At 59.8% G+C, this 25,632-nt stretch carries 24 protein-coding genes; 8 read left to right on the forward strand and 16 right to left on the reverse strand.

Translation table 11 applies throughout. The annotated features are described in order from the left end of the window. The first annotated feature begins 67 nt into the window (after nucleotides 1-67). Nucleotides 68-1,216: an ROK family transcriptional regulator gene (locus tag ABOK31_RS30920; protein WP_174172797.1), complete on the forward strand. Its 1,149-nt coding sequence runs from the start codon at nucleotides 68-70 to the stop codon at nucleotides 1,214-1,216. 7 nt (nucleotides 1,217-1,223) lie between these two features. Here the strand turns inward: ABOK31_RS30920 and ABOK31_RS30925 are convergent, their stop codons facing one another. From ABOK31_RS30925 to ABOK31_RS30980, 12 genes are all read right to left on the reverse strand, one after another. Further along, nucleotides 1,224-2,231, reverse strand: a complete 1,008-nt coding sequence (locus ABOK31_RS30925; protein WP_349961434.1) for a phosphosugar isomerase — start codon at nucleotides 2,229-2,231, stop codon at nucleotides 1,224-1,226. A gap of 69 nt (nucleotides 2,232-2,300) precedes the next feature. Beyond that, entirely contained in the window at nucleotides 2,301-3,188 is an 888-nt protein-coding gene (locus tag ABOK31_RS30930) for an ABC transporter substrate-binding protein (RefSeq protein ID WP_349961435.1), read from the reverse strand. A 64-nt stretch (nucleotides 3,189-3,252) separates the two neighbouring features. Further along, nucleotides 3,253-4,041: an amino acid ABC transporter ATP-binding protein gene (locus ABOK31_RS30935; RefSeq protein WP_349961437.1), complete on the reverse strand. Its 789-nt coding sequence runs from the start codon at nucleotides 4,039-4,041 to the stop codon at nucleotides 3,253-3,255. Next, nucleotides 4,038-4,904 carry an amino acid ABC transporter permease gene (locus ABOK31_RS30940; protein WP_349961439.1) on the reverse strand — a complete coding sequence of 289 codons (867 nt, stop codon included), beginning with the start codon at nucleotides 4,902-4,904 and terminating at the stop codon, nucleotides 4,038-4,040. The genes ABOK31_RS30935 and ABOK31_RS30940 overlap by 4 nt, the downstream gene beginning before the upstream one ends. Further along, the gene (locus tag ABOK31_RS30945; protein ID WP_349961441.1) at nucleotides 4,901-5,854 is read right to left on the reverse strand and encodes a BadF/BadG/BcrA/BcrD ATPase family protein; all 954 of its coding nucleotides are present in this window, start codon (nucleotides 5,852-5,854) and stop codon (nucleotides 4,901-4,903) included. The genes ABOK31_RS30940 and ABOK31_RS30945 overlap by 4 nt, the downstream gene beginning before the upstream one ends. Before the next feature lie 214 nt (nucleotides 5,855-6,068). Then, nucleotides 6,069-7,058 (reverse strand): NAD-dependent epimerase/dehydratase family protein, encoded by a 990-nt coding sequence (locus tag ABOK31_RS30950; protein ID WP_349961442.1) that lies wholly within the window; start codon nucleotides 7,056-7,058, stop codon nucleotides 6,069-6,071. Between the two features lie 15 nt (nucleotides 7,059-7,073). After that, on the reverse strand, nucleotides 7,074-8,282 hold the full coding sequence (locus tag ABOK31_RS30955; protein ID WP_349961444.1) for a glycosyltransferase family 4 protein: 1,209 nt from the start codon (nucleotides 8,280-8,282) through the stop codon (nucleotides 7,074-7,076). A 315-nt stretch (nucleotides 8,283-8,597) separates the two neighbouring features. After that, nucleotides 8,598-9,794: a glycoside hydrolase family 172 protein gene (locus tag ABOK31_RS30960; protein WP_349961446.1), complete on the reverse strand. Its 1,197-nt coding sequence runs from the start codon at nucleotides 9,792-9,794 to the stop codon at nucleotides 8,598-8,600. A 28-nt stretch (nucleotides 9,795-9,822) separates the two neighbouring features. Next, complete coding sequence (locus ABOK31_RS30965) at nucleotides 9,823-10,671, reverse strand: carbohydrate ABC transporter permease (protein WP_075854698.1); 849 nt, start codon at nucleotides 10,669-10,671, stop codon at nucleotides 9,823-9,825. Next, complete coding sequence (locus ABOK31_RS30970; RefSeq protein ID WP_349961447.1) at nucleotides 10,661-11,605, reverse strand: sugar ABC transporter permease; 945 nt, start codon at nucleotides 11,603-11,605, stop codon at nucleotides 10,661-10,663. Before ABOK31_RS30970 ends, ABOK31_RS30965 begins: the two co-directional genes overlap by 11 nt. A gap of 63 nt (nucleotides 11,606-11,668) precedes the next feature. Further along, nucleotides 11,669-13,021 carry a sugar ABC transporter substrate-binding protein gene (locus ABOK31_RS30975; RefSeq protein ID WP_349961449.1) on the reverse strand — a complete coding sequence of 451 codons (1,353 nt, stop codon included), beginning with the start codon at nucleotides 13,019-13,021 and terminating at the stop codon, nucleotides 11,669-11,671. Nucleotides 13,022-13,082: 61 nt separating this feature from the next. Beyond that, a complete protein-coding gene (locus ABOK31_RS30980) occupies nucleotides 13,083-14,087 on the reverse strand; it encodes a LacI family DNA-binding transcriptional regulator (protein ID WP_349961451.1) in 1,005 nt (334 codons plus the stop codon). 205 nt (nucleotides 14,088-14,292) lie between these two features. On the opposite strand from ABOK31_RS30980, the gene ABOK31_RS30985 reads away from it, so the two are divergent. The 3 genes from ABOK31_RS30985 to ABOK31_RS30995 are packed head-to-tail and all read left to right on the forward strand — an operon-like array spanning nucleotide 14,293 to nucleotide 16,005. Further along, nucleotides 14,293-14,883: a hypothetical protein gene (locus ABOK31_RS30985; RefSeq protein ID WP_113346650.1), complete on the forward strand. Its 591-nt coding sequence runs from the start codon at nucleotides 14,293-14,295 to the stop codon at nucleotides 14,881-14,883. Further along, complete coding sequence (locus ABOK31_RS30990; RefSeq protein WP_174172809.1) at nucleotides 14,880-15,443, forward strand: hypothetical protein; 564 nt, start codon at nucleotides 14,880-14,882, stop codon at nucleotides 15,441-15,443. Before ABOK31_RS30985 ends, ABOK31_RS30990 begins: the two co-directional genes overlap by 4 nt. Further along, nucleotides 15,433-16,005 carry a hypothetical protein gene (locus tag ABOK31_RS30995; protein ID WP_174172810.1) on the forward strand — a complete coding sequence of 191 codons (573 nt, stop codon included), beginning with the start codon at nucleotides 15,433-15,435 and terminating at the stop codon, nucleotides 16,003-16,005. Before ABOK31_RS30990 ends, ABOK31_RS30995 begins: the two co-directional genes overlap by 11 nt. Before the next feature lie 33 nt (nucleotides 16,006-16,038). Here the strand turns inward: ABOK31_RS30995 and ABOK31_RS31000 are convergent, their stop codons facing one another. Both ABOK31_RS31000 and ABOK31_RS31005 read right to left on the reverse strand, forming a co-directional pair. Next, on the reverse strand, nucleotides 16,039-17,394 hold the full coding sequence (locus ABOK31_RS31000; protein WP_349961454.1) for a hypothetical protein: 1,356 nt from the start codon (nucleotides 17,392-17,394) through the stop codon (nucleotides 16,039-16,041). Nucleotides 17,395-17,425: 31 nt separating this feature from the next. Then, complete coding sequence (locus ABOK31_RS31005; RefSeq protein ID WP_349961455.1) at nucleotides 17,426-18,568, reverse strand: LacI family DNA-binding transcriptional regulator; 1,143 nt, start codon at nucleotides 18,566-18,568, stop codon at nucleotides 17,426-17,428. Between the two features lie 371 nt (nucleotides 18,569-18,939). Here ABOK31_RS31005 and ABOK31_RS31010 point away from each other — a divergent pair, with 371 nt between their 5' ends. The 3 genes from ABOK31_RS31010 (at nucleotide 18,940) to ABOK31_RS31020 (ending at nucleotide 22,679) form a co-directional block, all read left to right on the forward strand. Beyond that, on the forward strand, nucleotides 18,940-19,896 hold the full coding sequence (locus tag ABOK31_RS31010; RefSeq protein ID WP_113396254.1) for a sugar-binding protein: 957 nt from the start codon (nucleotides 18,940-18,942) through the stop codon (nucleotides 19,894-19,896). Nucleotides 19,897-20,001: 105 nt separating this feature from the next. After that, nucleotides 20,002-21,543, forward strand: coding sequence for a sugar ABC transporter ATP-binding protein (locus tag ABOK31_RS31015; protein WP_349961457.1), 1,542 nt, complete (start codon nucleotides 20,002-20,004; stop codon nucleotides 21,541-21,543). 128 nt (nucleotides 21,544-21,671) lie between these two features. Beyond that, nucleotides 21,672-22,679, forward strand: a complete 1,008-nt coding sequence (locus tag ABOK31_RS31020; RefSeq protein ID WP_174172813.1) for an ABC transporter permease — start codon at nucleotides 21,672-21,674, stop codon at nucleotides 22,677-22,679. 74 nt (nucleotides 22,680-22,753) lie between these two features. Here the strand turns inward: ABOK31_RS31020 and ABOK31_RS31025 are convergent, their stop codons facing one another. Next, entirely contained in the window at nucleotides 22,754-23,197 is a 444-nt protein-coding gene (locus ABOK31_RS31025; RefSeq protein ID WP_349961459.1) for a hypothetical protein, read from the reverse strand. A 122-nt stretch (nucleotides 23,198-23,319) separates the two neighbouring features. Next, complete coding sequence (locus ABOK31_RS31030; RefSeq protein ID WP_174172815.1) at nucleotides 23,320-24,222, reverse strand: LysR family transcriptional regulator; 903 nt, start codon at nucleotides 24,220-24,222, stop codon at nucleotides 23,320-23,322. A 137-nt stretch (nucleotides 24,223-24,359) separates the two neighbouring features. On the opposite strand from ABOK31_RS31030, the gene ABOK31_RS31035 reads away from it, so the two are divergent. Continuing rightward, entirely contained in the window at nucleotides 24,360-25,586 is a 1,227-nt protein-coding gene (locus ABOK31_RS31035; RefSeq protein ID WP_349961461.1) for an HlyD family secretion protein, read from the forward strand. Nucleotides 25,587-25,632: the final 46 nt, after the last annotated feature.

Consider the following 25,632-nt stretch of genomic DNA (forward strand, 5'->3'; position numbering starts at 1 on the left):
CCCATTGAGTACTGCTTGGCAACAGACCGGAATTGATGCGCCGCCGCTAACGGAGAGTGCGCGGGCCGTGCTGCGAACCATTGCAAGCAACGGCCCCGCCACGAGACCGCAATTGAGCGCGGCGCTGATGTTTTCGAAGCCCACCATGTCGGCAGCCGTCAGCGAGCTTGAGCGGCATGACCTGCTTGCGCCGGCCGGGATCAATCGCGGCTCGGTCGGTCGGACCTCCGTCACCTACGGTCTCGGCCCAAAGGCGGGCTTCGTCATCGGCGTCGATTGCGGCACGACCCATATCAACGCGATCGCGCGGGGCCTCGATGGTGCGACGCTCACCACCGTCGAAATGCCGCTTGTCGACAAATCCGCTGACGAACGATTTCTTCTGATAGAAGATGTCATCGCACGGTTGTTTTCGCAGTTTGAAACGCGGTCGACACCGCTGCGCGCAATCGCGATCGCCCTGCCGAACATCATTTCCGCATCTCTTGAAAGAATGTCCGGCCGTGAAGCCTTGATACCGGTTCTGGAGCGGCTGCAAGCCACCTATGGCGCGCCCGTACTGCTTGAAAACAACGTCAACTGCGCAGCCCTTGCCGAATATCACGAAGGATCGGCAAAGCAGTATTCCTTTGCGATCTACATGCAGATCGGCGTGAAGACCGGCATGGGCATCGTGCTGGATGGCCGGCTTTTCCGCGGCTTCAAAGGTGGCGCCGGCGAAATCGGCCACCTGCCCTTTCCGTGGTCGGAGCACGAGCGGCCGAAATGGCAGCAGGTGGAAACCTATATGGGATCTGCAGCCCTTCTGGAGCGCGCCGCAGCAAAATGGCCCGCCGGGGAAGGTACGCCGCCGAAGAGTACCAGCGAACTTTTTGCCCGCGTGGAGCAATCTCCGACTGCGCGCGCCATTGTCGAGCAGCATGCCCGCGATGTCGGGAACCTCGCTGCCGCCTGCGTCAGCGTGCTCGATCCGCAACTGATCGTTCTTGGTGGCGGCGTCGGGCAAAACCCGCAATTGCTGCCCGGCGTCAGGGATGTGGTGAAGGAATTGTGCTGGCCGGTGGAAGTGGTCAATGGCCAGCTATCGAACCAGGCGACGGTTCTTGGCGCTGTGCGTCTCGCCATCGACTTTGCCATGGCGAGACTTTTGGGAGAGGAAGGCAAGACTGCTTTCCTCTATCCGAGCGCACTGACCATGGATCAGATCAACATCTGAGCAAGGCTCAGAAGTCGCGCTTGGTATCGGTCTGGCGGTAGCGGAATTCGCAGACCGGCAAGCCCGCATCTTCCGACAGCGTCGCAATCAGCAACTGCGCTGGGATGGCCTGCAAGATGGCATCGCCAATGCCTTCGGAGAAGGCCGGCACATGGATGACGACGAGATTGTCACCATCCACGATATCGGTCCGTGCGGTGACGAGAACCGAGGGGATGCCGAAGCCGGCGAGATCCTGCGCAAGCTTGACCTCACGGCCATTGCCGAAGAGCAGCACGCCGCTATCCCTGTCGTTCGGCTCCATCGGCCCATGAAGGAAATTCAGCGTATCCCAATCCTGGGCAGCGACGCGTGCGGCTTCACGCACGAGGAGTGCGGCATAGCCGGCCGTGCCCAACGCCGTGCCCGCGCCCACGCAATCGATAGATTTCTTGCCGGCCAGAAGCCTGGCCGCCTTATCGGCCCGAGCACGCGTCTGTTTCAGGACATCTTCGGCGCGGCTCGAAATTTCACTCCAATTCGTTCCCGATGAACGACCGGCCCTGTCGATGAGCAGAGCTGCGCTCAGCAACGATCCGAGATAGCTCGTCGTATTTGGACCGCTGTCAGCACCGCTTTCGCTTGCGATCATATGCTTCACGACCCGCGAAATCGGCGTGCCGTCTGCCTTCGCAATACCGTAGGATTGAACGCTCGGCCTAAGCTCCATGGCACGCGCCGGTTCTTCACTGCGCCCGGAAGCGGAAAAGGCGATGTAAGCATCGCCGGCATCGACTGACGGGTCGTAGAGATCGGTGCCGGGCAAAGCGAACGCCCGCAAGCCCTGGGAGCGCATCTGCGCCGCGGCAACGACTGCCGCATAAAGGCTTGCGCCGATACCGACAAGAACCGTCGATCCGCGCTTGACTGGCTCGAGATCGAGCGTTTCCAGCCGCTTGGAGACGGCATTGAAGCAGGTGTTGAGAGCAGCGGGCTGCAATGCGATCGCTTCGCGGTAGGGCACTCTGTCTGTCATGGTCATTTCCATCTGTTTGAAGGAGAGGCGGCCGAGCAGATAGCGGCCGCCCCCGAAGATTAGCGGATATCAATCCAGCTTCATGTAGTCGGCAAAGCGCGCGGCATCGTTGATGGTGACCTTGCCGAGCTTGTTTTCGCCAAGACCCCATTTTTCGAAGATCCTGGCGTAGGAGCCATCGTCGATCATCGATTGCATCGCCGCGGCAAGCGCATCGCGCAGCTTCGGGTCATCCTTGCTGACGAGCATCGCCTGGTAACCAACGGCATACTGGGCACCGGTGATGAGTTCCAGCTTCTTGTTGCCCGCGGGCTGATGCTGAAGACTGTAGGCCGCAACACCCGTCGTATCCATGGAAAGATCGACGCGACCGCTCTGCAGAGCGATCTTGATCTGATCGTTCGACGGGAACTGCATGACGTTGAGCGGCTTGTCGGCCGGGCAGAGCGTCTTTTGCTTGTCGAGGAGCTGAAGTGGTATCGAGCCCTGAACGGCGCCGGCGTTGAGCCCGCAGGCATCCTTCAGCTTGTGCACGCCCTTGGGATTGCCCTCCAGCACGATGATGCTGGTGCCCTCAAGCATGTAGTTGACGACATCGACGATCTTTTCGCGTTCGGCAAAATCGCCGAAGGCGGACATGCCCATATCGAAGCGGCCGGCCTGGATGCCCGGAATGATGCTGGCGAACTGCGCCGGCACGTCGGTAAATTTTACGCCGAGGCGAGCGCCCATCTCATCGCGCAGTTCGCGCTCGAGACCGATGATCGTCTTGTTGTCTTCGCCGTAGAAATCGTAAGGCGGAGTCTGCGGCTCCGTCCCGACCTTGATCTCGCCCGCCGACTGGATCTTTTCGGGCAGCATGGCGTGCAGCTTCTGGTCGACGCCATCAGCCCAAGCGGTAGAGCTTGCCACCAAGATTGCAGCGAACATGATTGTGAATTTGGTCTTCCCTGTCATCGGTATTCCCCTTTTTTTCCTGGTGCACGTGAAGGACGTGCGGCCTCATTGCGGTGCCTGCCAGTCAGTGCATCCGCCTCAAAAACGCCAGAGTTCTTTCCTGCCTTGGATTGTCGAGCACCTCGCACGCCGGCCCTTCCTCTACGACGGCACCCTGATCCATGAACACGATCCGATCGGCGACCTCGCGGGCGAAGGAAAGCTCATGAGTGACGACGATCATCGTCATGCCATCGGCGGCAAGCTTGCGCATGACATTCAGCACCTCGCCGACGAGTTCGGGATCAAGTGCGGATGTGGGCTCGTCGAAAAGCATCAGTTTCGGGTTCATTGCCAGCGCTCTGGCGATCGCTACGCGCTGCTGCTGACCGCCGGAGAGCTGATAGGGATAGGCGCTGCCGCGGCCATCGAGATCCACCATCTTCAGGAGCTCGCGCGCCCGGCTCAGAGCCTCCTCGCGCGACTTTCCGCGATTGAGGATCGGTGGCTGAGAAATGTTCGTCAGCACGTCCTGATGGGCGAAAAGATTGAAGCGCTGGAACACCATGCCGATGTCGCGGCGCTGCACGGCAAGCTCTTTGCCGCTCATCTCATGCAAGGCATCACCCCGCTCGTGATAGCCGATCAACTGGCCATCGACGAGAATGCGGCCGGCCGTCATTCGCTCGAGATGATTGATGCATCTGAGGAAGGTGGATTTTCCGCTGCCCGACGGGCCGAGAAGGCAGACGACCTCGCCTTTGCTGACGGAGAGATTGATGCCCTTCAACACTTCGAGCGAGCCGAAGGATTTGTGCACGTCGATCGCCTCGACGATGGGCTTTGCTGAGGTCGATATCATGGGGAGGCTCATCCGTTTCTCCCTTCCGCGCGCATGAGGCGCAGAGCGCCCTGCACGAAGCCGGGCGCCTCGTGTGTCGACTTTCCAAGCCGGCGTTCGATGACGAGCTGGATGGCGGAAGCGATCGTGGTCATCACGAGGTACCAGATGCTGGCGACGATCAGCAGTTCGATGATCAGGAAGTTCCGGGCGTAGATGTTCTGCGCACGCGTCAGCAAATCCTGGGCCGCGACGACGGAGACAAGAGAGGTCGTCTTCAGCATCGAGATCGTCTGATTGCCGATCGGCGGGATGATGACGCGCAGCGCCTGGGGGAAGATGATGCGCAGCATGGATTGGACCGGCGTATAGCCGAGCGCCTTGGCGGCCTCCTGCTGACCATTGTCGACGGCGAGCAAACCGCCGCGAATGATCTCCGCCATATAGGCGGCTTCATTGAGGCTGAGGGCAAGAAGTGCTGCGACGAAGGCCGTAACGATCGAATTGGTGTCGATGTGGACGGAACCGATATCGATGCTCGGAATGAAAAGCTGGATATTGAACCAGAAGATGATCTGGACCAGCAGCGGCGTGCCGCGGAAGAACCAGATATAGAGGCTTGCGAAACCGGATAGCACCGGATTGGATGCAAGCCGCATCGTAGCAAGGATCGCGCCGGCAACGATGCTGATGATCATCGACAGCACGGTGAACAGGATCGTCAGCTTGATCCCATCCAGGATCGTATCGTCGAAGATATATTGCGGCACCGCCGACCAGCTGATGTGGCGGCTTGTGCCGACCATGAATACAAGCAGCGCGACAACCGCGATCAACAGGACAGCGATCACGCGCTGCCCCCAGTTTCGTGCGGGAATGATCTTCTGGGAGGTCATGCGGCTCTCCAATCATCGGCAGTTTTCAGCTCGCCGTCGATATGCGGCGGCGGCAAGGTGGCCGGCAGGTCACCAAGGCTGAGCTTGCGGGCCAGTACCATCGCCCCCGCCACCGGCGGCTCGCTGAGAAGGGTCAGCGCCAGATCAGGCAGACGGTCGCCAAGGGCCATCTTGAAGGCCGCGAGAAGCCGCGGCTGACGGGCAATGACGCCGCCACCGGTGACGACATCGCCACGCGGCGCACCGCGCTGGAGCAATTGCGCTGTGAGCACGGCGAGTGCGGCACCCGCCTCTGTGATGACCTTGTCGGCATATCGTGAACCCGCATCTGCTGCGTCGAATACCAGCGGTGCAAGCCGGCCTATGCCGGCTGCCGATCCGATCTCGCCCAACGCCCGCCCGATCTCGATCGGCGACGATATGGCTAGGGCTTCGATGAGGCTCCGACCGAGGGGATCGAGCGGCTCCCCCTGGTCAAGCGCAAAGCGGATGGTCCGGGCTGCTTCCCGCACAAGACCGCTCGCACTTCCCTCATCACCCAGATACCAACCCCAGCCACCGGATGCGATCATCCTGCGCGCGGCGTCGCGCGAGACCGCAATCGAACCGGTACCGCTGATGACGGAAATGCCGCTCGTCTTGCCCGCGGCCGGCAACAGCAGTTCGGAGTCGTTGAGAACCAGGACCGTGCCGGGCAAGTGCCGGGCAAGCCTTGTCTGCAGTGCAAGCCGATCCTCATCACTGTCGCAGCCATGCGCACCGACGACCGTGATCTTCGGTGTCGCTCCAGTCGTTGCGACAAGCAGCGAAACGAGCGCCTGCGTATCCGCATCATGATCGATGCGAGCCCGCCATTCCGCTGTGTAAACGACCCTCTCGCCAACCGTCTCGCCACCCATCTCAGCGATGAGCTGCGTTTTGGTTCCGCCAATATCAATTCCAGCAATCATGCGTCTCAATCCATTTGTTAGGCAACTTACCTAATTATAAAGGGAGCGCAAGCCTTATTTCGTGGTCTTCGAATTGGTGGATAATCTCGATGCTGAATTGCCCGTGCCAAACTCGGGGCCTAAGCGAGTGCCGCAGGGCAGCCGAGTTCAAACGGGCAAACTGGGTCGGCCCAGGCCTCATCGACAGGACGCGACGGGCGTGATTGGTGATGGGTCACATGGCGAGTGCGTATGGCGCCTGCTCGGCCCGAAGATACGCAAGCGTTCGTGCAATCCCCTCCTCCAGACCGACCAGAGGGGTCAGTCCGTAGGAGCGTTGCAGAGCCGTGTCGCCGCAGCGGTAGAAGACACCTTCCGGATGGCTCGATCGCCCGGTGACGGCCGGCTGCCAGCCGATCTGCCGACTGATCGTCTGGGCCAGCTCGATGAAGGAAGTGGCAGTGCCGGTAGATAGATTGAGGCTTGCCCCGTCAGGAAGCAGCTCCCTCGTCTGCCAGATGAATTCGATGCAGTCCGAGATATGGATAAAATCCCGGCACTGATGACCCGAACCCCATACGAAGACTTCGGACGCACCCTTTTCCGCAAGCAAGCGACGACAGATCGCCGGAAAAGGATAGGCAAGATCCTGATCCTCGCCATAACCGCTGAACGGTCTGTAGGCGATGGCCCGCCGGCCGTAGCGCTCGACATAGAGCTTCATCAGATATTCGCCGGTCAATTTTGCCCAGCCATAGCTGAGATCGGGGACACCGACCGCGGCGTCGAAATTGATCATATCCTCTGACAGCAGCCGATGATTGGCGACGGTCTGTAACGACACCGGATAGGCCGCACTGGAGCTGAAGAATATTACCGAACCGGGCTTGGCGCGTGATGCCCACTGCCACAGTTCCGCATCGACCGCCAGATCCTCGGCGACGTCGAGCGCGCGCGTCTCGAGCGTCAAGCGGCCGCCGACGAGGGCGGCCAGATGGAAGACATAGTCGAAGTGCTCCGGAGGGTGCGCGAAGAATGTCCGGCAATCCTCTTCGCAAAAGGTGAAGCGGGAACGCCGAAGCCGCTGCCACAGTTCCGGATGCAGTGCACCCGTTCCCGCGACCAGTGAATCGACGCAGACGACATCCAAACCCTCCGCAAGAAGCCGCCGGACAAGATGCCGGCCTACGAAACCGCAACCACCAGTTACCAATGCGCGTGCCATTGTCTCCCCCAACCACTATGCAGAAAAACCACCCCGTCCCAAATAGATGTCCACCATGCGGCGCCCCCATTCCGCTCTGCTCGGCGCGATACGGCGGCCAAGCGCCAATGCCCCTTCGCTCAGCTGTCGCATCAAGTGGTCGTCATCCGTCGCCACCAGTTTCTCGGCCAGCGAATCCGCATCGCCGCTATCGAATACCAGACCGGCACCATTCTCCTCGACCTCCGTCGCAATCAGCGCATTGCTGCTGACGATGACCGGGATGCCGGACATCAATGCCTCGGCCGCGACCAGGCCATAAGGCTCGGGCATGCGCGACGGCATGACGAAAACGCGCGCTTTGCCAGCGATCTGTGTCACCTCTTCGTCGCTTAGCCAGCCAGGTACATTGCAATGCGGCAATAGGCGCTGCATCTCGGCAAGCAATGGGCCGCGTCCGATCAGCGTTGCCGTCCTGCCCGTCTTATTGAGCGCGTCCGCCAAGGTATGAACCCCTTTTTCCCAGCACATGCGGCCGAGGAAAACAGTGCGGCGGTTGCGCCACGCCTCGACCGGCGCCGGCGTCAATGGCTGCGTCGGCGTGCGCAATGTCGTGAAATGCCGGAAGGGGCCGGTGCGCAGAAACGCCTCCATGCTTTCATGCGCCAGGACGATAGCCACGCGGCTCCAAAATCCCTCGCCGACCCCCTGCTGCGTCAGGGTGCGACGGAAGCGCCAAAGCTTATGGAGATAGCTGCGCTTGTCGCAATTGGTCGTCAGGCAGGCGAAAGACAACGGCTTGATGTCGCAAACCTCGCCGCTGCGGAAATTGATAAGGCCGCCATTCGGGCAGGTCAGGAAGAAATCATGCGCCGTGACGATGACTTTGACCGGATACCTGGCGAGCGCGTAGAAGATCGAGGGCGAGAGGATCTGCGACCAGCCGTGCACATGGACAACGGTTTCCTCATCCGATTCCCGAAGCAGGCCCTCCATCGCCTCATAGGCCCGCCGATTGTAGTTCTTCGCAAGGATATCGACGGTCGCCGGGCCTTCCCGAAGGGGCCGTTCGCCGAGCGCCACCGTCCGGATACCGGCAAAGCGTGGCTTGAGGCCTTCGCCATCATCGCCGACCAGTATGGCGCATGTCAGCCCGGCATCTCTGCTTGCCTCAAGACATTGCAGCGCCACCTTGGTTGCGCCGCCGCGAACGGTCGAAACATCATTGACAAGTATGAGACGCATGAGATCAGCAACTCGCCTGTGGCATTAACCAGGCGCAGCGAAAGAAACCGTCCTCTTACGTTTTGCGCCCGATACATAAAGCGCCCTAACGCACCAGCTTTTCAATTCATCCATTCGCACGAGAGCATCCCGCTTTCAGGTTGAATCCACAGGGTCCCATCGATGCAGGAGACGGAAATGCCGGTAGTGCATGCTTACCGATCTATGCGCCTTCGCTTCGCTATTTGCTTGATTGCGGAGCGACGTCCGACAGACGGGATATGATCGCCATGTCAGGCGATCAGCCCTTGCAGCCAGATGTGAAGCCCGCCGCTCTCATCCCTTCGCCTTCTTGACCGCAATCTCCATTTCCTTGAATGGCCGGCGGAAGGTCGGCACGCGCTCCGTGACCTCGGGGAATGTGCCGAACGGCTTATGCGGCTCGGCCTGATACCAGAAGGCGACCGACGAAATATCGTCGGAGCGGCGGTTGGCATGACCATGCTCGATCGTCACGCGGATACTCTTCTGGAAAATCGCTGGATCCTCGATATGCCAGCGATAGAGCGTCACGGGTTCGGTCCAGTTCGGACCGCCGCCGGCGATGATGCCGTGATAGGGCGCGCTATATTCCTGTGTCGGGCACCACGCCGTATTGAAATAGTCCTCCGTGCCGGTGCCGTGCAGCGTCGGCGGCCAGGCATCGTTGGCGCCGAGCGCAGATTCCGGCCGAGGCTCGATCAGCGCTGCCTTCGGCCCGATGCGCGGATCGGGCTTGCGCACGGTATCAGGCACGGAAAGCCCCTGCTCACCGTCGATGAAGATCATGTCATCGCCTTCGCCGTACCAGTCCCACACGTCGGAGCGGCGACGCGAATAGACGCTGTAGAGAACGCCGACATAATGACCGTGGCCCTCTGCCTCCAGGATCGTATAATTCTCTTTACCGTCGACATTCTCGCCGCCGAAGAGATATTCCTCGTTGGTGAGGCCTGCGTCGCTCATGCCCTGTGGCTGCGACTGGCGATACTGCGCGTGGAAGCGTCCCATGCCCTCTTCGAGCTCATCATGCAGTTCGAGATCGACATAGTAGTAGAAGAGCAGATCGTGTTCGGCTTCGTTCGTTACCGTCAGCGTCATGTGCGAGCCGAAGGGCATGGGGAAATAGCAGTTGAATGCCTTGCCGTCCTCCGGGCTCGCCTGCATCGGCAGGCTGGCGTAGTTTGCGGTGCGGCCATGGCCCATGCCGAAGAAATCGCCGATCGGCGCCTCGATGCTCGGCTCCGCCTCGCCATCCCAATAGGCGCGCAGCACGATCTTGCGCAGGAAATTTTCGCTCTCGCAGGCAAGCGTCGCCCAGATATGGGTGATGATACCGGCACCCGAATGCTCCGCGATAATCTCGGTCTTTCCCGGCTCGATATGAAAGCGATCGTCGTTGCCGCCGGTGCGGTCATAGCTCGAAAAGCGGCGCGTTCTTGCTTCGCGCAGCTTTGCGAGCCCGCGCAGGGGTGAAAGGCCGAGATTGCTCATGAAAGTCTCCTGTCTTGAATGAAGACGGCTATTTCAGGCCGCTGGTCTTCAGCGAATCCATGATCTGCCGCTGGAAAATCACGAAGAGAATGAGGGTGGGGATGGCGACGATGGTGGAGGCCGCCATCATGTAGTTCCAGGACGCCGAATACTGGCTCTTGAAGTTGGCGATGCCGACCTGCACCATCCAGAGGTTCGGATTGGAGGTGATGGTGAGCGGCCAGAGAAAGGAATTCCAATTGGCAAGGAAAAACAGGATGGCGAGCGCCGACATGATCGGCCGGCTCAAGGGCAGGATGATGCTCCAATAGATACGCCAGTATCCTGCACCGTCGATCACCGCAGCCTCCTCGATCTCGCGCGGCAGCGAAAGATAGTATTGCCGCAGCAGGAAAATGCCGAAGGCATTGAAGATTGCCGGCACGATCAGACCCGCGTAGGAATTGATCATGCCCATCGCCTTGACGATGATGAAAAGCGGCACGATCACGACCGGCAGCGAAACGAGAAAGGTCGAGAAGATCGCAAGGAAGATGATCTCGCGCCCGGGAAAGCGCAGGCGCGCCAGCGCATAACCCGCCATGGTATGGAAGAACAGCGCGACGATCGTCACCGTCGCCGAGACGAAGAAGCTGTTGAGCATGTAGCGGATGAAGGGCACGCCAGTCAGCACATAGATGAAATTATCAAGCGTCGGCGCCTCCGGTATCAGCGACGACGAGAAGGATTCGGCTGCCGGCTTGAAGGCGATCGAGACCATCCAGAGCAGCGGAAACAGCGTCATCAGCGCCAATATGGCTGATATCAGCATCCACAGGCAGCGCACCAGCGTGACCTGCGATCGTGCGAAATAGGCGTTGGAAGCGTCATTCCGCATGATCGAAACGCCCTCCGCGCGTGACGGCAAAGAAAATCGCGGTGACGGCCATGAGCGCTATGACGAGGATGGACGACATCGCAGCGGCATAGCCGAAGGCACCGAAGGAGAAGGCCTGCTGGTAAATGTAGACGATCAGCACCGCCGTCGAATTGGCAGGCCCGCCCTTGGTCATGACATAGATGATGTCGAAGGCCTGGGCGCCGGCAACGGCAGCAACCATCGAGACCATGAAAACGAAGAAGCTGGTGGGTTTCAACAGCGGCAGCGTGATGTATCGGAAGCGTTTGACCGGTCCCGCACCGTCGATCATCGCCGCCTCGTAATATTCCTTGGGTATGTCCTGCAGTCCGCCGAGGAAGATCAGCATATAGAAGCCCATCAGGAACCAGACGCTGACGAGCACGACCGTGATCAATGCGAAGTTCGGATCGCCGAGGAAGGAAATCGGGTTGAGGCCGAGGCTTGTCATGGTCTGGCCGACCACACCGATCTTGTCGATCACCATGAATTGCCAGACAAGGGCGACGACGACGAGGCTCACCATGTTCGGAGCAAAGAACATCGAGCGGATGACCGCATTGAAGCGATTGGTCTGCTGCACGAGAAGCGCCAGCCCCAGGCCCGTGACATAGAGCGACGGCACGAGCATGACGGCATAAAGGGCCGTCACCCTGGCTCCTTTCCAGAACAGGGGATCATGCCACATGCGGATATAGTTCTTGGCGCCGACGAAATTGTAACCGCCGAAGCCGTTGACTTCGTAGACGCTCAGCACAAGCGACAGAAGCATCGGCACGCCGAGAAACAGGAAGAGGCCGAGCGCATCGGGCAGCACGAAGAGGTAGCCCGCGATCCATTCGCGATGGCGGGCAGAAAGGCCTCCGCGCCTGCCGTTTGCATGGCTTGTCGTCGCATCTGCAATTGTCGTCATGATCTCGTCCCGAAAAGAGAGACGGCCGCTTAAGCTGATAGCCGCAGCGGCCGGCGATTCTTCTTAGAGGATCGGCGCGCCGCTATAGGAGCCGAGGAACGCGTCGAGCTGCTGCGAAGCGGAGGTCGCCGTCGCCTGGGGATCGGCGCCGCCGAGCTGCGTCTGCTGGATCGCATCGGAGATGATCTTGTAGACCTCCGGCGGCACGCGCGGTTCGGCACGAGCGCCCGGATAGACATCGGAGGCGAATTTGCCGATCATGCCAGTCTTGAAGGCATCGCCGCCGGCCGCGAGCGCGCTTTCGCGTGGCGGCATGTCGGACTTGCCCTTGGTGCACCAGTCGGCGACGCGCTGGACGGAGTCTTTTTCCTTGGAAGCCAGCGCCCAGGCGCAGAATTGCGCTGCTGCGTCCGGGTTCTTGCTCTTGGCATTGGCGACAAAGGCCCAGCCACCGCCGACGGTCACATATTTGCCGTTTGGCGGCGTCGGCAGGCGGAAGACGCCATATTCGAAATCCTTGGCATTGCTCTGCAATTGCGAGATGCCCCAGATGCCGACATTCTGGATGGCGCAATAGCCCGATGCGAGATTGGCAACCGTGTCGTTCGCACCGCTGCCCATGACCTGACGCGGGGCAGCGCCCGAATTGACGGCATCCTGCCAGAATTTCAATGCCTGCACGGTGGCGGGGGAATCGAAGGCGCTCTTGCCGTCCTTACCCTGAAATTCGCCGCCACCCTGCCAGAGGAAGGGATACCAGGTGAAATTCTGATAGTAGCCCGGCTGGGTCTCGAACAGCACGCCGAAGCGCTTCGGCGTCGTCAGCTTCTTGGCAAGTTCAAGCAGGTCGTCCCAGGTTTTCGGAACGTCATTCTCGTTCAGCTTCGCCTCTTCGAAAGCCTTGACCGAATAATACATCGCCATCGGCTCGACTTCCATCGGAATGCCGTAGATCTTGCCGTCGACCATGCGGTTGGCAATTACGCTCTCCGGGAAGTCCTCCTTGGCATCGATGTGGGGTGTCAGATCCTGCAGGACGCCGCCATTGTAATAACGCAGGAAATCGCCGGGCGAGATGAGGAAGATGTCCGGGCCCTCGCCGGAGGCAAATGCGGTCGCAAGCTTCGGCCCGTTGATATACTCCGCGTTCGGCACATATTCGAGCTCGACCTTCTGCGGATGGCTGTCGTTCCAGGCCGCAACCGCCTTCTCGAACCAATCGATCTGGCTCTGGACTGGGCCGCCCGGTGCGTAGAACTGCCAGAACTTCAAGGGTGCGCTCTGTGCGCGGACGGCCATGCGCGACACATAGGGAAACCCGCTCAACCCGGCAGCCGCGCCGGCCGCGAGGATTGCACCGCCCTTGAGCACGCCGCGACGGGTTGCGGCGGTGATGAACTTATCCTTACCAGTCATGACTTCCTCCCATTTTTCATCTTGCCGCCACCACACTCCTCCCGGGTGACGGTGCCTCACTTCATGCGGTATCGAAGGCGTGCAGATTGCAGGGGATCACGTCCGAACGTGCTGGCCCCGCATAAGCTCCCGAAAGCCTCTCCAAAAGCATCTCGGTCGCGCGATGGGCAAGCAGCGACGGCGTGTTGCCGACCCTCGTAATCCGCGGCCTGACATATTCGAGCTGCGGCTGATCACCGAATACGGCAATGCCGATATCCTTCGGAACATTGATGCCGCGGTCGAAGAAGGCGGCGAGCGCACCCGCCGCCATCAGATAGTTTCCGAAGAAAATTACCGAGGGCAGGTTGTCATCATAGTTCGCCAGGAGCCAATCGACCGCCTCTTCCCCCGACGGGCCAAGATAACTTCCTTCCCGCCGCAATTCGGCAATCGGCTCGACGCCATGGTCGCGCAGGCCCTGTTCGAATCCAGAAGCACGTGCCATGGCTTCGGCGAAGAAGGAAGGCCCTGTCACATGTGCGATCCGGCGATGGCCCTTCTTGGCCAGATAGGCTCCCATCTGACGGCCGCCGCCGAAGTCGTCGATCTTGACGCTATCGACCGCCTTGTTGGGCAAATCGCCGATGAATACTGTGGGAAGATCGATTTCGAGCAACGCATCGTGCATGCCGTGCAGCGCGAAATCGCCGACGATGAGGCCGTCGATGCGCCGGCTGCGGATCTGGCGGAGATAGTGCTCGCCGTGTTCCTGGGAATGTCCGCCGGGAACATCGGTATTGAAGATCAGAAGATCGACCCCGATCGCCTCGAGATCGGACTGCGCCGCCTGCACCATTTCCGGGTAGAAGGGGTTGCGGATATCCGGGATCAGCATGGCAACGAGATTGGTGCGGCCGGTCCTGAGGCTTTGAGCGAGCGGGTTCGGCACATAGCCGAGCTCGGCGATCGCTTCCTGGACGCGCTTACGCAAGTCCACCGACACACGGTCGGCGTGATTCAGCACATGCGACACAGTGGTCGGCGACACTCCGGCACGCTTGGCAACTTTGGCGATTGTGGTCATATGGACACGCTACGGTATTGTAAATCGATTTGCAAATGCTTTTGCAAATCGATTTACATATCAATTTCGTCAGCTGTGCCGCACATAATTTGTTCAAACACTACTACCCACCCTTGCCGGATTGGCCGGCTGAGCCAAATAGGGATTGTCGCCGCGCTTCCCTGAGTTGCAGGCGGCCAATGCCACCACTCGATCGCATCAGGCAATGACCCCATCGGCTGTCAGCAAAGCGAACAAGGCGCTCTATACACGGATCATCGCCGGGATCGGCGGGCTTCTGGCAGGCGCGCTGTCGCTTGGATTTTCGATCTACGAAACCCGCACAGGAACGGAGGTGGCGCAGGTGGCACCCGGCAAACCCGTCAATGCGGGCCAGTGGCTGGTTACTCTCAATTCCGGCGGCATCGCCACCGAGACACCGGATGGCCGACGCCTTGCCGATGGCAAAAAAGCGCTGACACTCGATTTGACGCTTGAGAACATGACGGCGGAAAGCTCGAACCTGTATCGCGATACGCTGAAGCTCGAAAATGTCGCAAACCCGCCGCTCCCACAATTCTATCTTGTCCGTGACAATGATTTGCTTTGGGATCTGCAGCCGATGATGCCGGAAAAGGTCAAGGTCGTCTGGCAGCTGCCCGCGACACAAACGCTCCCCAAAGTCCTGAACGTCGCGATCGTCGGAACCACTTATAAGCCGAAGGACAATCTCTACGCCGCGCCGGGCTGGTTCAATCCGAATGACGTGGCGCGCGTCGGCTTGCCTCTTTCAGCAGCGCAAGGAGCAAATCCTTGATACGGCTCTTGCTTTCCTTATTGCTCGTCGGCGTCAGCGCCCTGCTTTTGGCCTTCCTGCAATCGACCACACCGAGCTACGCCGTCCTGACCGGCCCCATCGAGACCACCGGATTGCAGAAGGATACGGTGTCGAGCAAGACCTTCAGCGTCAAGGTCGCCAAGGTTTTACGCGCAAAGACGATCGCGTTTACCTCTTACGGCAAGCCGATTGAGCGGCAGACCGAAGGGGTTTGGCTGATCGTCAGTGTCGAGCTGCAGTCGAAATATGACACCATGGCCATCCAGGCCGCGGCAGTTGAGGGGGCTTCGGGCCGCTCCTACCGGCAGACCCATCGTGCAGACGGTGCTCCTCGCCTCATGCCGTCCAAGGATTTGCAGCCGGGCCTGCCGACGACAGGTATCTTCATCTTCGAACTGCCGGAAGATGAAACAAGCAATATGACGCTGGTGCTTTCCAGGCAGCCCTCCCCTCAGCTGGATTCGGAAATTCGCGTCAAGCTCGACGGCGGAACCGTCGAAACGCGCGACCGCGTGGAGATCGGCAATAATGGCGTCTAGACGGGAGAGACGGCTCTGGTTTGCATCCCTGCTTGGCCTGCCCATCCTGCTGGCGGGCAATTACGCCATCAACGCATGGCGCAATGCCGAGGATTACATCAAGCGAAACGAGCTGCGCGTCCGCAACGACGTCGGTGGGCAGACCTATGCCAAGGCCTCCTGGACACTCAACCAGGCAAGGGTGATCGGCGATGGGCGTGACGGGAAAATTACCTTTCCCGGTCAGATGCGCCTGGTGGTCGTAAGGCTGGCTGCGAAAGCCGAGGACGATGTCGGGCAATCCTGGGCTCAATGCAGCCTGACCCTGACGGACCCGAAGGGGCGTCGCTGGCAGCCCCTCAATTTCATTCTTTCCAAGGATCTCAGCCGCGACCTCGATCCACAAGCGACCCCCATCGATGGCTGCGATGCCGTATCCCGCCAGCCGCCGGCCAAAAGCGCAAGCACGCTCATGGAGGAAAAATTTGTCGTGCCGGCCGACGCAATCCCCTCTTTATCGGCACAGCTGAGTTTCGCTTCGACGAGGCCGGACGCCATATCCTTCCCGCTGCGGCTGAACTGAAGCAACTCCGTAAAAGCTGAGCCGCTCAAGGCATCAGCTTCCGCCGCGGCGCCATTCCCGTCCTTGCGCGAAGCCGATTTCCAGAGCCGCGGCCAGCAGGCAAATCTTGATCGGCATGATAAGGACGCCATCGCCCGGCGCACTGGGATTGCCGAAGACGAGCGAAATGGCCTGCGCAATCATCTGCCACCAGGGCAGATCGTGCGGCCCGATCAGCCTGGAGGTGCTGTACCAAGCCCAAGCCGACCCCCAGTCCAACACCCGGTATAGCAAGATGACAGCAAGCATCAGCCCAAGACCGGAACCCAGGGTAAGTCCGACGCCCTCTGCGAGGGCTCTATAGCGCTTTGCCGTGCCCGCAATGAAATGCGAAACGAAGTCGCGGATCGCTTTCGGCAGCGACTGCCAGCGTGAAACCGCGCGCGCCAACCGGCCTTCCGTCAGCGGGCGTTCGCCATTGATGTCATAGCCATAGACCAAAGCAGCAAGCGTCAGCCAAACCACGGGATAAAGAGCATAGAGGAACAGGCCGCGCATTTGCCTGGAAAGGGAAAGTGAAGCCTCCTCAGCCGTCGGCGGAAAAAGGGCCGCCGCCGCGGCATCGCCGACCGGATTGAGAAAGCCGAGGAAATGCCCGATCGTTTCGGGAAGCTTGGTGATCCAGGAGCGGATGTCGTCTTGCCAGGTCGAAATGACAAAAAGACCGATGAAGGCCCAGTTCGCCTCGCAAACGACGATGATAACAGCCCAGATCGGAGCTTTCGATCGCTCATGCATGAACTTGGCGAAGCGCCTGACCACCCAGGCAACGGCGACCGACACGAGGAGCCAGGCGCCGCTACCGAATTTCAGGGGGTTATAGTCTTCGCCAAACAGCATCAGGTCGAGCGATAGCCGGGAATACTCTCGGACCGTATCGCCGAGAAAGCCCCAGGCGGCGTAGTAGGCAAAGAACGGCACGAGCGTCAGCGCGAGTATCGAGGTGAAGCCCGGCACTGCCGAACTGTCGCCGGTATCGGTTTCCGGCCGGGCGGCGGCAACGCGCGAGGCGGCGTCAAGCGACGGTAGTCCGGGCCGCACGGTCTCGAACAGCGCGACGATGATGACGAGTTTCAGAAGCACGACAAGGGCAAGCGTCGAAAGCCCCGCCAATGCATTCAGCCGGCCGATCATGACGGCAAGTTCGTTGAGAAGCGAATTCCCGATCAATCCGAGCAGCCACAACGCCATCAACTGCGGCCAGAAGCGCCACAGCAGTTGCAAGGTGAGCGATGGCAGCCGGAACAGAAGCCGGAGCGGCGGGCGGGTATCCTGGGAGAGAACCGTCATGACGGGCATAGTAGCAATCGAAACGACGGTAGCCAAGACGCTGTTCAGACCGGCAGACAAACGGATTTCCTGCGGCTGCCGCCGGAATCCATCACACCTTTCGCATCTTTCGCCCGGCTCTGACACCGGCTGGTGCGACAACGGATGCACGTTTGACAAGCGAGCATTCGAGCTTGGTGATCTGATAGCGGCGCTCACGCGGTAAAACCGCGGTTTCCAGATGCTCGATCGCCCATTGCCCCATGGCCATGTGGGGAAGAACCGACGTCGTCAGGGGCGGCACGAGATGGCGGCAGATGTCTTCATCGTCGTAGCCCATGACCGACATATCCTCCGGAATATGGAGCCCCGCCTCCTTCAGCGCTTCGTAGCAGCCGATGGCGGTGCGGTCGTTCTGGCAGAAGATCGCCGTCGGACGCTCGGGAAGCGAAAGCAACTTCATGGTGCCGGAATAGCCGGCGCTCGCCGACCAGTCGCCTTCGATGACAAGCTCCGGATCGAATGGAATGTCAGCAGTCGCCAAGGCCCGGCGATAACCGGTCAATCGATCCTGAGCCGCCTGCATCCACGGTTCGCCCGTGATCGTCGCAATGCGATGGTGACCATGCGAGATCAGATGCCGGGTCGCGGTCTGCCCGCCAGCTATTTCGCTCGGAACGACAGCCGGAAAGGCATAGTCGGACGTATAGCAATTCAGAAGAATGATCGGGATATTGAGATCGTAGAGATAATCCGGCACTTCCACCTCACGGGTGAATATCGTCATGTAGATGAGCGCCGAGATGCCGCTGTTGCTGAGCGCCTTGATCGCTCTCGGCTCCATGATCGGATCGCTCATGGTCTGTGCGACGAGCAGGACGTTTCCAGCGTTCCAGCATGCCTCGCGAGCCCCCTCGATCGCAACGACCGCCTCCGGACTGGTGGCGAGCTGGTCGACGGCAAAGCCGATGACGCCATCGAGCTTCGAAGGAGACAGGAGCGCAGGCGGTGTGGCAAGCACCGGCGCGACATAGCCAAGCTGGCGGGCTGCCTCGATGACCCTCTCGCGGGTCTGCTGCGACAGGCGCATGCCGGGCGTATTGTTGAGGACGAAGGACACCGCGCTCTGCGAACATCCGGCCGCCTTGGCAATATCGGTCATCGTGACCCTGTTGCCGGAACGACGGCCGCTTCGCTTCGATATCCTGTTGTCGACGGCCGTGCGATCGCCGTTTGCGGCCGATATCTTCTTCATAACTGCGTCTCATCTCCCCTGAAGCGAAATCGGCCTATAATCCCCACGGCCGCTTTCATGCGCTAATATTTATTATCATCAATCGAGCAAGCTCGGCAACCTGTGCAGACGCGCATATAATCGTCACCCACATCTTCAAGCCAAAGATCTCTTGCAATTGAAGCAAGTAGCTAGATTTTCGAGACTCTGCCGCTTCATGCACGCGAAATTGTATTACTAATTCTATTTACTAATCGAAATTAGTCGTATACCGTCGCTCTCGTGGTTGGACGTGCCGTATCTCGCTCGGCGAGAAACCCTAGGAGGGGGTTCAGGACGGCCTGCCGCGAGTTGCAACTAGATCCCGTCAGCGGATCTATGGGAGGATGATCATGAAGTACGTAACACGGGGCGCTGCCGCCTTTGCGGCAGGGTTGCTGCTGAGCTATGCAACGGCGACTTATGCCGCCGACAAGCCGACTCTCGCATTTGTGGTCAACGGCGCATCCGATTTCTGGAAAGCGGCCGAAGCCGGCGTCAAGAAGGCTCAGGCCGAACTGCCGGACTTCAACATGGAATTGAAATATCCTGAACAATCGTCGGTCGCGATCCAGCAGCGACTGATGGAAGATCTCGTGGCAGCCGGCGTCAAGGGCATCATGGTTTCCGCCGTCGATCCCAAGACCTCGACAGAGGGGTTGAACAAGATCGGCTCGGAAACCGCGCTGTTTACCACCGATAGCGATGCACCGGATACGAACCGCGTCGCCTATATCGGCTCATCGAACATCGATGCCGGCAAGCAGGCCGCCGAAATCGCCAAGAAAGCCATGCCGAACGGGGGCAAGTGCATCGGCTTCGTGGGACTTCTGGGCGCCGACAATGCCAAGGAGCGCATCCAGGGCATGAAGGACGGCCTGGCGGGCACGAAGATCGAATTGACCGACGTGCGCGGCGACGACATCGACCAGACGAGAGCAAAGAAGAACGTCGAAGACGCGCTCGTTGCAAGCCCGGACGTCACCTGCATGGTCGGCTTCTACTCCTACAACACGCCGCGCATTTACGAGGCGCTGCGCGAAGCCGGCAAGCTCGGCCAGATCACCGTCGTCGGTTTCGATGACGACCCGATCACGCTTGGCGGCGTCAAGGAAGGAACGATCGCCGCAACGGTCGTGCAGCAGCCCTATCTCTGGGCCTATCAAGGCATGAAGCTGATGGCCGCCTATCTGAAGGGCGACAAATCGGGAATTCCTGCCAACAAGCTCATCATCATCCCGACGAAGATCATCGGCAAGGATGATGTCGATGCCTATGCGGCCAATCTGAAGGCTATGGCAGGCAATTAAGGCCAGCCCGCAGCAGCGCCGGTTGCGGGGACCGGCGCTGTTCGAATGCAATTGCTCACGTCGCCGCGGCTCTCGAAGCCACATCGCACAGGCATGATATTCGTTATGAATCAACGCTCGGATACATTGGTATCGACTGAAACCACCGCGCCCTTTCTCAGCCTTTCGGGAATCGGCAAAACCTATCCGGGCGTGGTAGCGCTCGATAATTTCTCGATGGATGTCAGCCCTGGCGAAGTGATCGGTCTTGTCGGCGAAAACGGTGCCGGCAAATCGACGCTGATGAAAATCCTCGGCGGCGTCGTCAAGCCGGATCACGGCAGCATTCGGCTCGATGGAGCCGAGCACGGTGCCTTCACGGTCGAAAGCAGCATCGCGTCCGGGATTGCCTTTGTCCATCAGGAGCTCAACCTGTTTGAAAATCTCGATGTGGCAGCCAATATTTTCCTCGGCCGCGAACCGCTGCGCGGCGGCGCCCTGAAACTGGTCGACCGTGCCCGACTGCGCGAGATGGTCACCCCGCTTTTGAAGCGGGTCGGCGCCAATTTCTCACCGGATACGCCAGTGGCGTCGCTGTCGCTCGCCCAGCAGCAGATGGTCGAAATCGCCAAGGCGCTCTCCATTAATGCCCGCCTCGTCATTCTCGACGAGCCGACCTCGAGCCTGCCGCTTGCCGAAACAGAAAAGCTGCTGACCGTCATATCCTCGCTGAAGGCCGAAGGCATCAGCGTCATCTTCATTTCGCACCGTCTGCACGAGGTCGAGCGTGTCGCCGACCGCGTCATCGTTCTGCGCGACGGCACGCTTGTCGGCACCTTGCCAAAAGACGCGATCGACCATGATCGCATGGTGAAGCTGATGATCGGCCGAGCATTGGCCGCACGCTCCGTGGAAGCGGCTCGTCCGCCGGGCGATATCGCGCTGAAGGTCGCGGCCGTTCGCACCGCCGCCTATCCGACGCAGCCCGTCGATCTTGACATCCGTTTCGGCGAAATCCTCGGCCTCGCCGGTCTCGTCGGCTCAGGCCGGACGGAGCTTGCCCGCGTCCTCTTCGGGATCGATCATAGCTATGGCGGCAACATCGCCCTCGGCGGACAGGATCTGAAACTGCGATCCGCCAGAGATGCCGTCGCCAACGGTATTTTTCTCGTGCCTGAGGATCGCAAGCTGAACGGCATCCTGCTCGATATGCCGATTTCGCAGAACATATCACTTCCCAACCTCTCGGCCTTTGCGCGTCGCTCCATGGTTTCGCCGGAGCGCGAAAATGCCGTCGCCGAAACGCAGCGCAGGCAGCTCGCCATCAAGACGCCATCGGTCTCAACGCGCACGGGTACGCTTTCGGGCGGCAACCAGCAGAAGGTCGTGCTCGCCAAATGGTTGGCGATGCAGCCGAAGGTGTTGATCTTCGACGAGCCCACCCGCGGCATCGATATCGGCGCAAAAAGCGAAATCTACAGTCTGATGCGCAAGCTCGCAGATGCCGGCGTGGCGATCCTGATGATATCGAGCGACATGGAAGAGGTAATCGGCGTCTCCGACCGAATCGCGGTCATGCACGAAGGCCAGATCTCCGGTATTCTCGAAAAGGATCAGTTCAGTCAGGAAAACGTGCTTTTGCTGGCCGTCGGCAAGGCGTTACACTAAGGCGGTTCAGCTATCCATGGAAGCCTGAACCGCTCTATCTCATTGTTTTTGCAAAATTTCTAACGAAGAACGCTTCGCACTTTGCCTGGAACTGCTCTAACGGCTGCGGCCAATGGGAATTGATATCGATGAGTAAGAAAGATCTGGGCCTGCTTCTGTTGATCGTCGTCGTCGGCATTGTCGTGACGATCATCAATCCGCGCTTCCTTCTGCCGATCAACCTCGCCAATACGTCGAACCTTATCGGCCTTTTCGGGATATTGTCGATCGGCCAGGCCTTTGTCATCATCACCGGCGGCATTGAGCTCTCCGTCGGCTCGCTTGTTGCCCTGCTCGGCGTCCTGTTCATCGATTTCATCGCCGTCCAGAACATGCCCTGGGCGATTGCCCTGCCGCTGATCCTGGTCCTCGGCGGCGTGCTGGGAGCGATCCATGGCTGGCTGATTACCCGGCTCAATCTCCAGCCTTTCGTCGTGACACTCTGCGGCCTCTTGATCTATCGGGGTGCGGCGCGCTTCTACACCGCGGACGGCACGGCCGGCTTCGCCTTCGGCCAGAACTTTCCGACCCTGGAATTCCTGACCGCCGGCCGCTTCTACGGCGTGCCGAACACCTTCATCGCGCTCGTGATCATTGCTGCCGTCATGTGGATCGTTCTGCATCGCTCCGTATACGGCCGCTATCTCTACGCCATCGGCAAGAATGAGGAGGCAGCAAAATATTCCGGTATCCGCACCACGAAAATGGTGACGATCTCCTACATCATCTGCGGTGTGCTGACGGCGCTTTCGGCGATCTATTTTGCCATGTACACCCGCTCCATCTCGCCGGCGAGCCACGGGCAGTTCTATGAACTCTATGCGATTGCCGCGGCGGTGCTTGGCGGCTTTTCGCTGCGTGGCGGCGAAGGATCTCTGATCGGCGTGGTGCTGGGCACGATCCTGCTGCAGGAATTGCAGAATCTCGTCAATCTGCTCGGCATCCCCTCCTCGCTCAACTTCGCCGTCATGGGCGGCGTCATCCTGATCGGTGTCTTGATCGACCAGCAATGGAGCGCCATCCGGGCGCAACGGCGCCTGGTGTCGGCTGCACGCCAGACGGAAACGCGCCAGCCTGCCGAACAGCCGCAGTCATGATGGCGTTGCAAGCCGGATTGACCCGAAGAGGCGTCATGCATGATCGGTAGCATGACGCCGCATGCCCGTGTATTTCAGGAGGGCACCGACCTGTTGCAGACTGGGCATCCGTCAGCATGCATGATGATCCTATGCGCTTCGCAGCGGTTGAGGTCGCTCTCGGAAAAGGTCGAATGGATTGCCGCACCGTTTGGCCTGATGTCGTGTGGTCCAAATGCCGACACAAGCATTCGCAAACGCATCAGGCACGGCATCAACCAGTCTTCTTTCGGCTCGTAGCCCAGCTTCTCCCAACCGATCTTCGAACCTGCGGCGGCAATCGCCCGAATTAGAAAATTCCGATCCTCGGCAAATGTTGCGACGTGCCAGGGCATTTCGGCAATGTCGAATCCCACAGCTCCAAGCCCCAAGACCGCCTGATCTCGTGATGCGATCCATGATGCGAACACTTGCTCCGACCTCGTCTGCGCCAATGCCGACGCGGCAATGGCGAGAACTTCTATGAAGACGTCGGTCAATCCGTTCTGCATCTGAATTACAGGCAGTTCTGGCAGAGCATTGCATGTTATTCGGTTTGCCATGGCTTTCAGATGGCTCCATTCACTGCTGCGTCACCGATGGAAAACAGGCTTTGTCCTGCTCAGGTCATCCACTTGCGGTGTTCAACGAAACGCTCTGCCAAAAGGTCGATGAACAATCGTACTTTCGTCGGCAGATGGCTACGGTTCGGATAGATCGCGCTGATCGTGAATTCCACGGCCCGATAGTCGGGCATGGCGCGCACGAGGCGGCCGGCGGCAACCTCGTCGAATACGATGAAACTCGGGGCGAGGAAGATACCCTGCCCGCTTGCCAGGAGAAAGCGCAGCGTCTCGGCACTGTTGGAGACGACATTGCCGGAGATCTTGACTCCCACCTGCTTGCCATCGGCATCTTCGAAACGCCATTCGTCGCCGTAAGGGTAATAGGTATATTGCAGGCAATTATGCTCCACGAGATCGGCCGGAACCTTCGGCATGGAATGTGTGTCACGATATTCGGGCGAGCAGACGAGCATATGGCGCCAGGGCGCAAGCTTGCGCGCGACGAGTGTCGAGTCAGACGCAGGCAGGGTTCGGATCATCAGATCGTAACCCTCCTCGACCATGTCGATCGACCGTTCGCCGACGTTGAAATCGAGCGAGATCGCAGGGTATTGCGTCATGAATTCATTGACGACGGGGAGCAGGAAGCGGACGATGGCGCCGCTGGTATAGAGCTTCAGCGTGCCTCGCGGCGTGGTACTGAGTGCGCCGGCGGCCCGATCGGCCTCCTCGAGATCGGCCAGAATCTGTGAGGAGCGCTCATAATAATATTTGCCGGTTTCCGTCAGGCTGATCCGGCGCGTCGTCCGGTTCAGGAGCCGCGCGCCGAGGCGGTCTTCCAGCGATTGCACATGATTGCCCACCATGGTGACGGACATGTTGAGCCGACGAGCAGCGGCTGAAAAACCGCCACACTCCACCACCCGGCCAAAAACTGCGAGGCTGGTCAAACGATCCATATTGTCCTCGGATTATCCACTGTGACTTGATGATCCTTCCCGATTTGAGGAGATTATCAGAAGGACCGTTCGGACGCATCTTCATCGCATCAAAAATAGCCCCGTGCAAAGGGGTGGCGCACTGAAGGAAACGGACAATGGTCGAACTCCCCCGCAACGAAGCGTTCAAGAACGCAAGCCAAGCCGATGCTGCCCCGGTCAACGAGGTGGCCAGGTCCCCCGCTACCGAAGCCCCGCTGGGCGTAGCGGCCGAAGCGCCTGTCGCTGCCACCACGCCCAAGGCAGGCAGAAAGCTCATCAAGCGCGGCGTACTGATCGCTGCGCTGCTGGCCGGCGTCGCTCTTGGCGCCGATTTCGGCTATCGCTACTGGACGGTTGGGCGCTTCATCGAATCCACCGACGATGCCTATGTGAAGGCCGATTACACCACGATCGCCCCGAAGGTCGCCGGCTACATCAAGGATGTGCTTGTCAACGACAATGACAAGGTCAAGGCCGGCCAGGTGCTCGCCCGCATCGATGACCGCGATTTCCAGGCCGCACTTTCCCAGGCAAAGGCGGATCTCAAGGCTGCGGATGCGGCAATTTCCAATATTGATGCCCAGATCCAGCTGCAGCAGTCGTTGATCGGGCAGGCCAAGGCAACAGTCGACGCGTCGCAAGCCTCTCTGGATTACGCTGTGTCGGATGCCGCACGTTCGGCTCGTCTGATTACCAACGGCGTCGGCACGCAATCGCGTGCCGAGGAGACGGAATCGGCCAGAAAGCAGGCTGCCGCCGCTGTCGAGCGCGATCAGGCCGCACTCGTCGCTGCTCAAAACAAGGTACCGGTGCTGCAGACCCAGCGAGATCAGGCCGCCGCTCAGCGTGATCGCGCCGCTGCCGCCGTTCAGCAGGCTGAGCTCAACCTTTCCTATACCAACATCGTCGCCGCGGTTGACGGCACCGTCGGCGCCCGTTCGATCCGCGTCGGGCAGTATGTGACGTCGGGCACGCAGTTGATGGCTGTCGTGCCGCTGCATTCGGTCTATGTCGTCGCGAACTTCAAGGAAACGCAATTGACCTATGTGCGTCCCGGCCAATCGGTCGAGATCAAGGTCGATAGCTTCCCCGACGTCACCATCAAGGGCCATGTCGACAGTCTCTCGCCGGCAAGCGGGCTGGAATTCTCGCTGCTGCCGCCTGACAACGCCACCGGCAACTTCACCAAGATCGTCCAACGCATCCCTGTGAAGATCGTGATCGACGACGATAATCTGGCCGGGCTGCTGCGCTCGGGCATGTCGGTGGAACCGGACATCGACACCAAGGCTGCCCAAACCTCGACGGCCGCTGCGCAAGGATTATCCAGCCACGCTGGATGATCCTTCCCGATCTTCGTCGATTATCACCTCAGCATTGTCATGAGAT

The sequence above is a fragment of the Rhizobium sp. ZPR4 genome (assembly GCF_040215725.1).
In the GTDB taxonomy this organism is placed as follows: Bacteria; Pseudomonadota; Alphaproteobacteria; order Rhizobiales; family Rhizobiaceae; genus Rhizobium; species Rhizobium rhizogenes_D.

Bases quoted from the DNA above. Each gene is read 5' to 3' on its own strand.
- ABOK31_RS30925 (WP_349961434.1), bottom strand. From the start codon at position 2,231: ATGACAGACAGAGTGCCCTACCGCGAAGCGATCGCATTGCAGCCCGCT.
- ABOK31_RS30930 (WP_349961435.1), bottom strand. From the start codon at position 3,188: ATGACAGGGAAGACCAAATTCACAATCATGTTCGCTGCAATCTTGGTG.
- ABOK31_RS30935 (WP_349961437.1), bottom strand. From the start codon at position 4,041: ATGAGCCTCCCCATGATATCGACCTCAGCAAAGCCCATCGTCGAGGCG.
- ABOK31_RS30940 (WP_349961439.1), bottom strand. From the start codon at position 4,904: ATGACCTCCCAGAAGATCATTCCCGCACGAAACTGGGGGCAGCGCGTG.
- ABOK31_RS30945 (WP_349961441.1), bottom strand. From the start codon at position 5,854: ATGATTGCTGGAATTGATATTGGCGGAACCAAAACGCAGCTCATCGCT.
- ABOK31_RS30950 (WP_349961442.1), bottom strand. From the start codon at position 7,058: ATGGCACGCGCATTGGTAACTGGTGGTTGCGGTTTCGTAGGCCGGCAT.
- ABOK31_RS30955 (WP_349961444.1), bottom strand. From the start codon at position 8,282: ATGCGTCTCATACTTGTCAATGATGTTTCGACCGTTCGCGGCGGCGCA.
- ABOK31_RS30960 (WP_349961446.1), bottom strand. From the start codon at position 9,794: ATGAGCAATCTCGGCCTTTCACCCCTGCGCGGGCTCGCAAAGCTGCGC.
- ABOK31_RS30965 (WP_075854698.1), bottom strand. From the start codon at position 10,671: ATGCGGAATGACGCTTCCAACGCCTATTTCGCACGATCGCAGGTCACG.
- ABOK31_RS30970 (WP_349961447.1), bottom strand. From the start codon at position 11,605: ATGACGACAATTGCAGATGCGACGACAAGCCATGCAAACGGCAGGCGC.
- ABOK31_RS30975 (WP_349961449.1), bottom strand. From the start codon at position 13,021: ATGACTGGTAAGGATAAGTTCATCACCGCCGCAACCCGTCGCGGCGTG.
- ABOK31_RS30980 (WP_349961451.1), bottom strand. From the start codon at position 14,087: ATGACCACAATCGCCAAAGTTGCCAAGCGTGCCGGAGTGTCGCCGACC.
- ABOK31_RS30985 (WP_113346650.1), top strand. From the start codon at position 14,293: ATGACCCCATCGGCTGTCAGCAAAGCGAACAAGGCGCTCTATACACGG.
- ABOK31_RS30995 (WP_174172810.1), top strand. From the start codon at position 15,433: ATGGCGTCTAGACGGGAGAGACGGCTCTGGTTTGCATCCCTGCTTGGC.
- ABOK31_RS31005 (WP_349961455.1), bottom strand. From the start codon at position 18,568: ATGAAGAAGATATCGGCCGCAAACGGCGATCGCACGGCCGTCGACAAC.
- ABOK31_RS31010 (WP_113396254.1), top strand. From the start codon at position 18,940: ATGAAGTACGTAACACGGGGCGCTGCCGCCTTTGCGGCAGGGTTGCTG.
- ABOK31_RS31015 (WP_349961457.1), top strand. From the start codon at position 20,002: ATGAATCAACGCTCGGATACATTGGTATCGACTGAAACCACCGCGCCC.
- ABOK31_RS31020 (WP_174172813.1), top strand. From the start codon at position 21,672: ATGAGTAAGAAAGATCTGGGCCTGCTTCTGTTGATCGTCGTCGTCGGC.
- ABOK31_RS31030 (WP_174172815.1), bottom strand. From the start codon at position 24,222: ATGGATCGTTTGACCAGCCTCGCAGTTTTTGGCCGGGTGGTGGAGTGT.
- ABOK31_RS31035 (WP_349961461.1), top strand. From the start codon at position 24,360: ATGGTCGAACTCCCCCGCAACGAAGCGTTCAAGAACGCAAGCCAAGCC.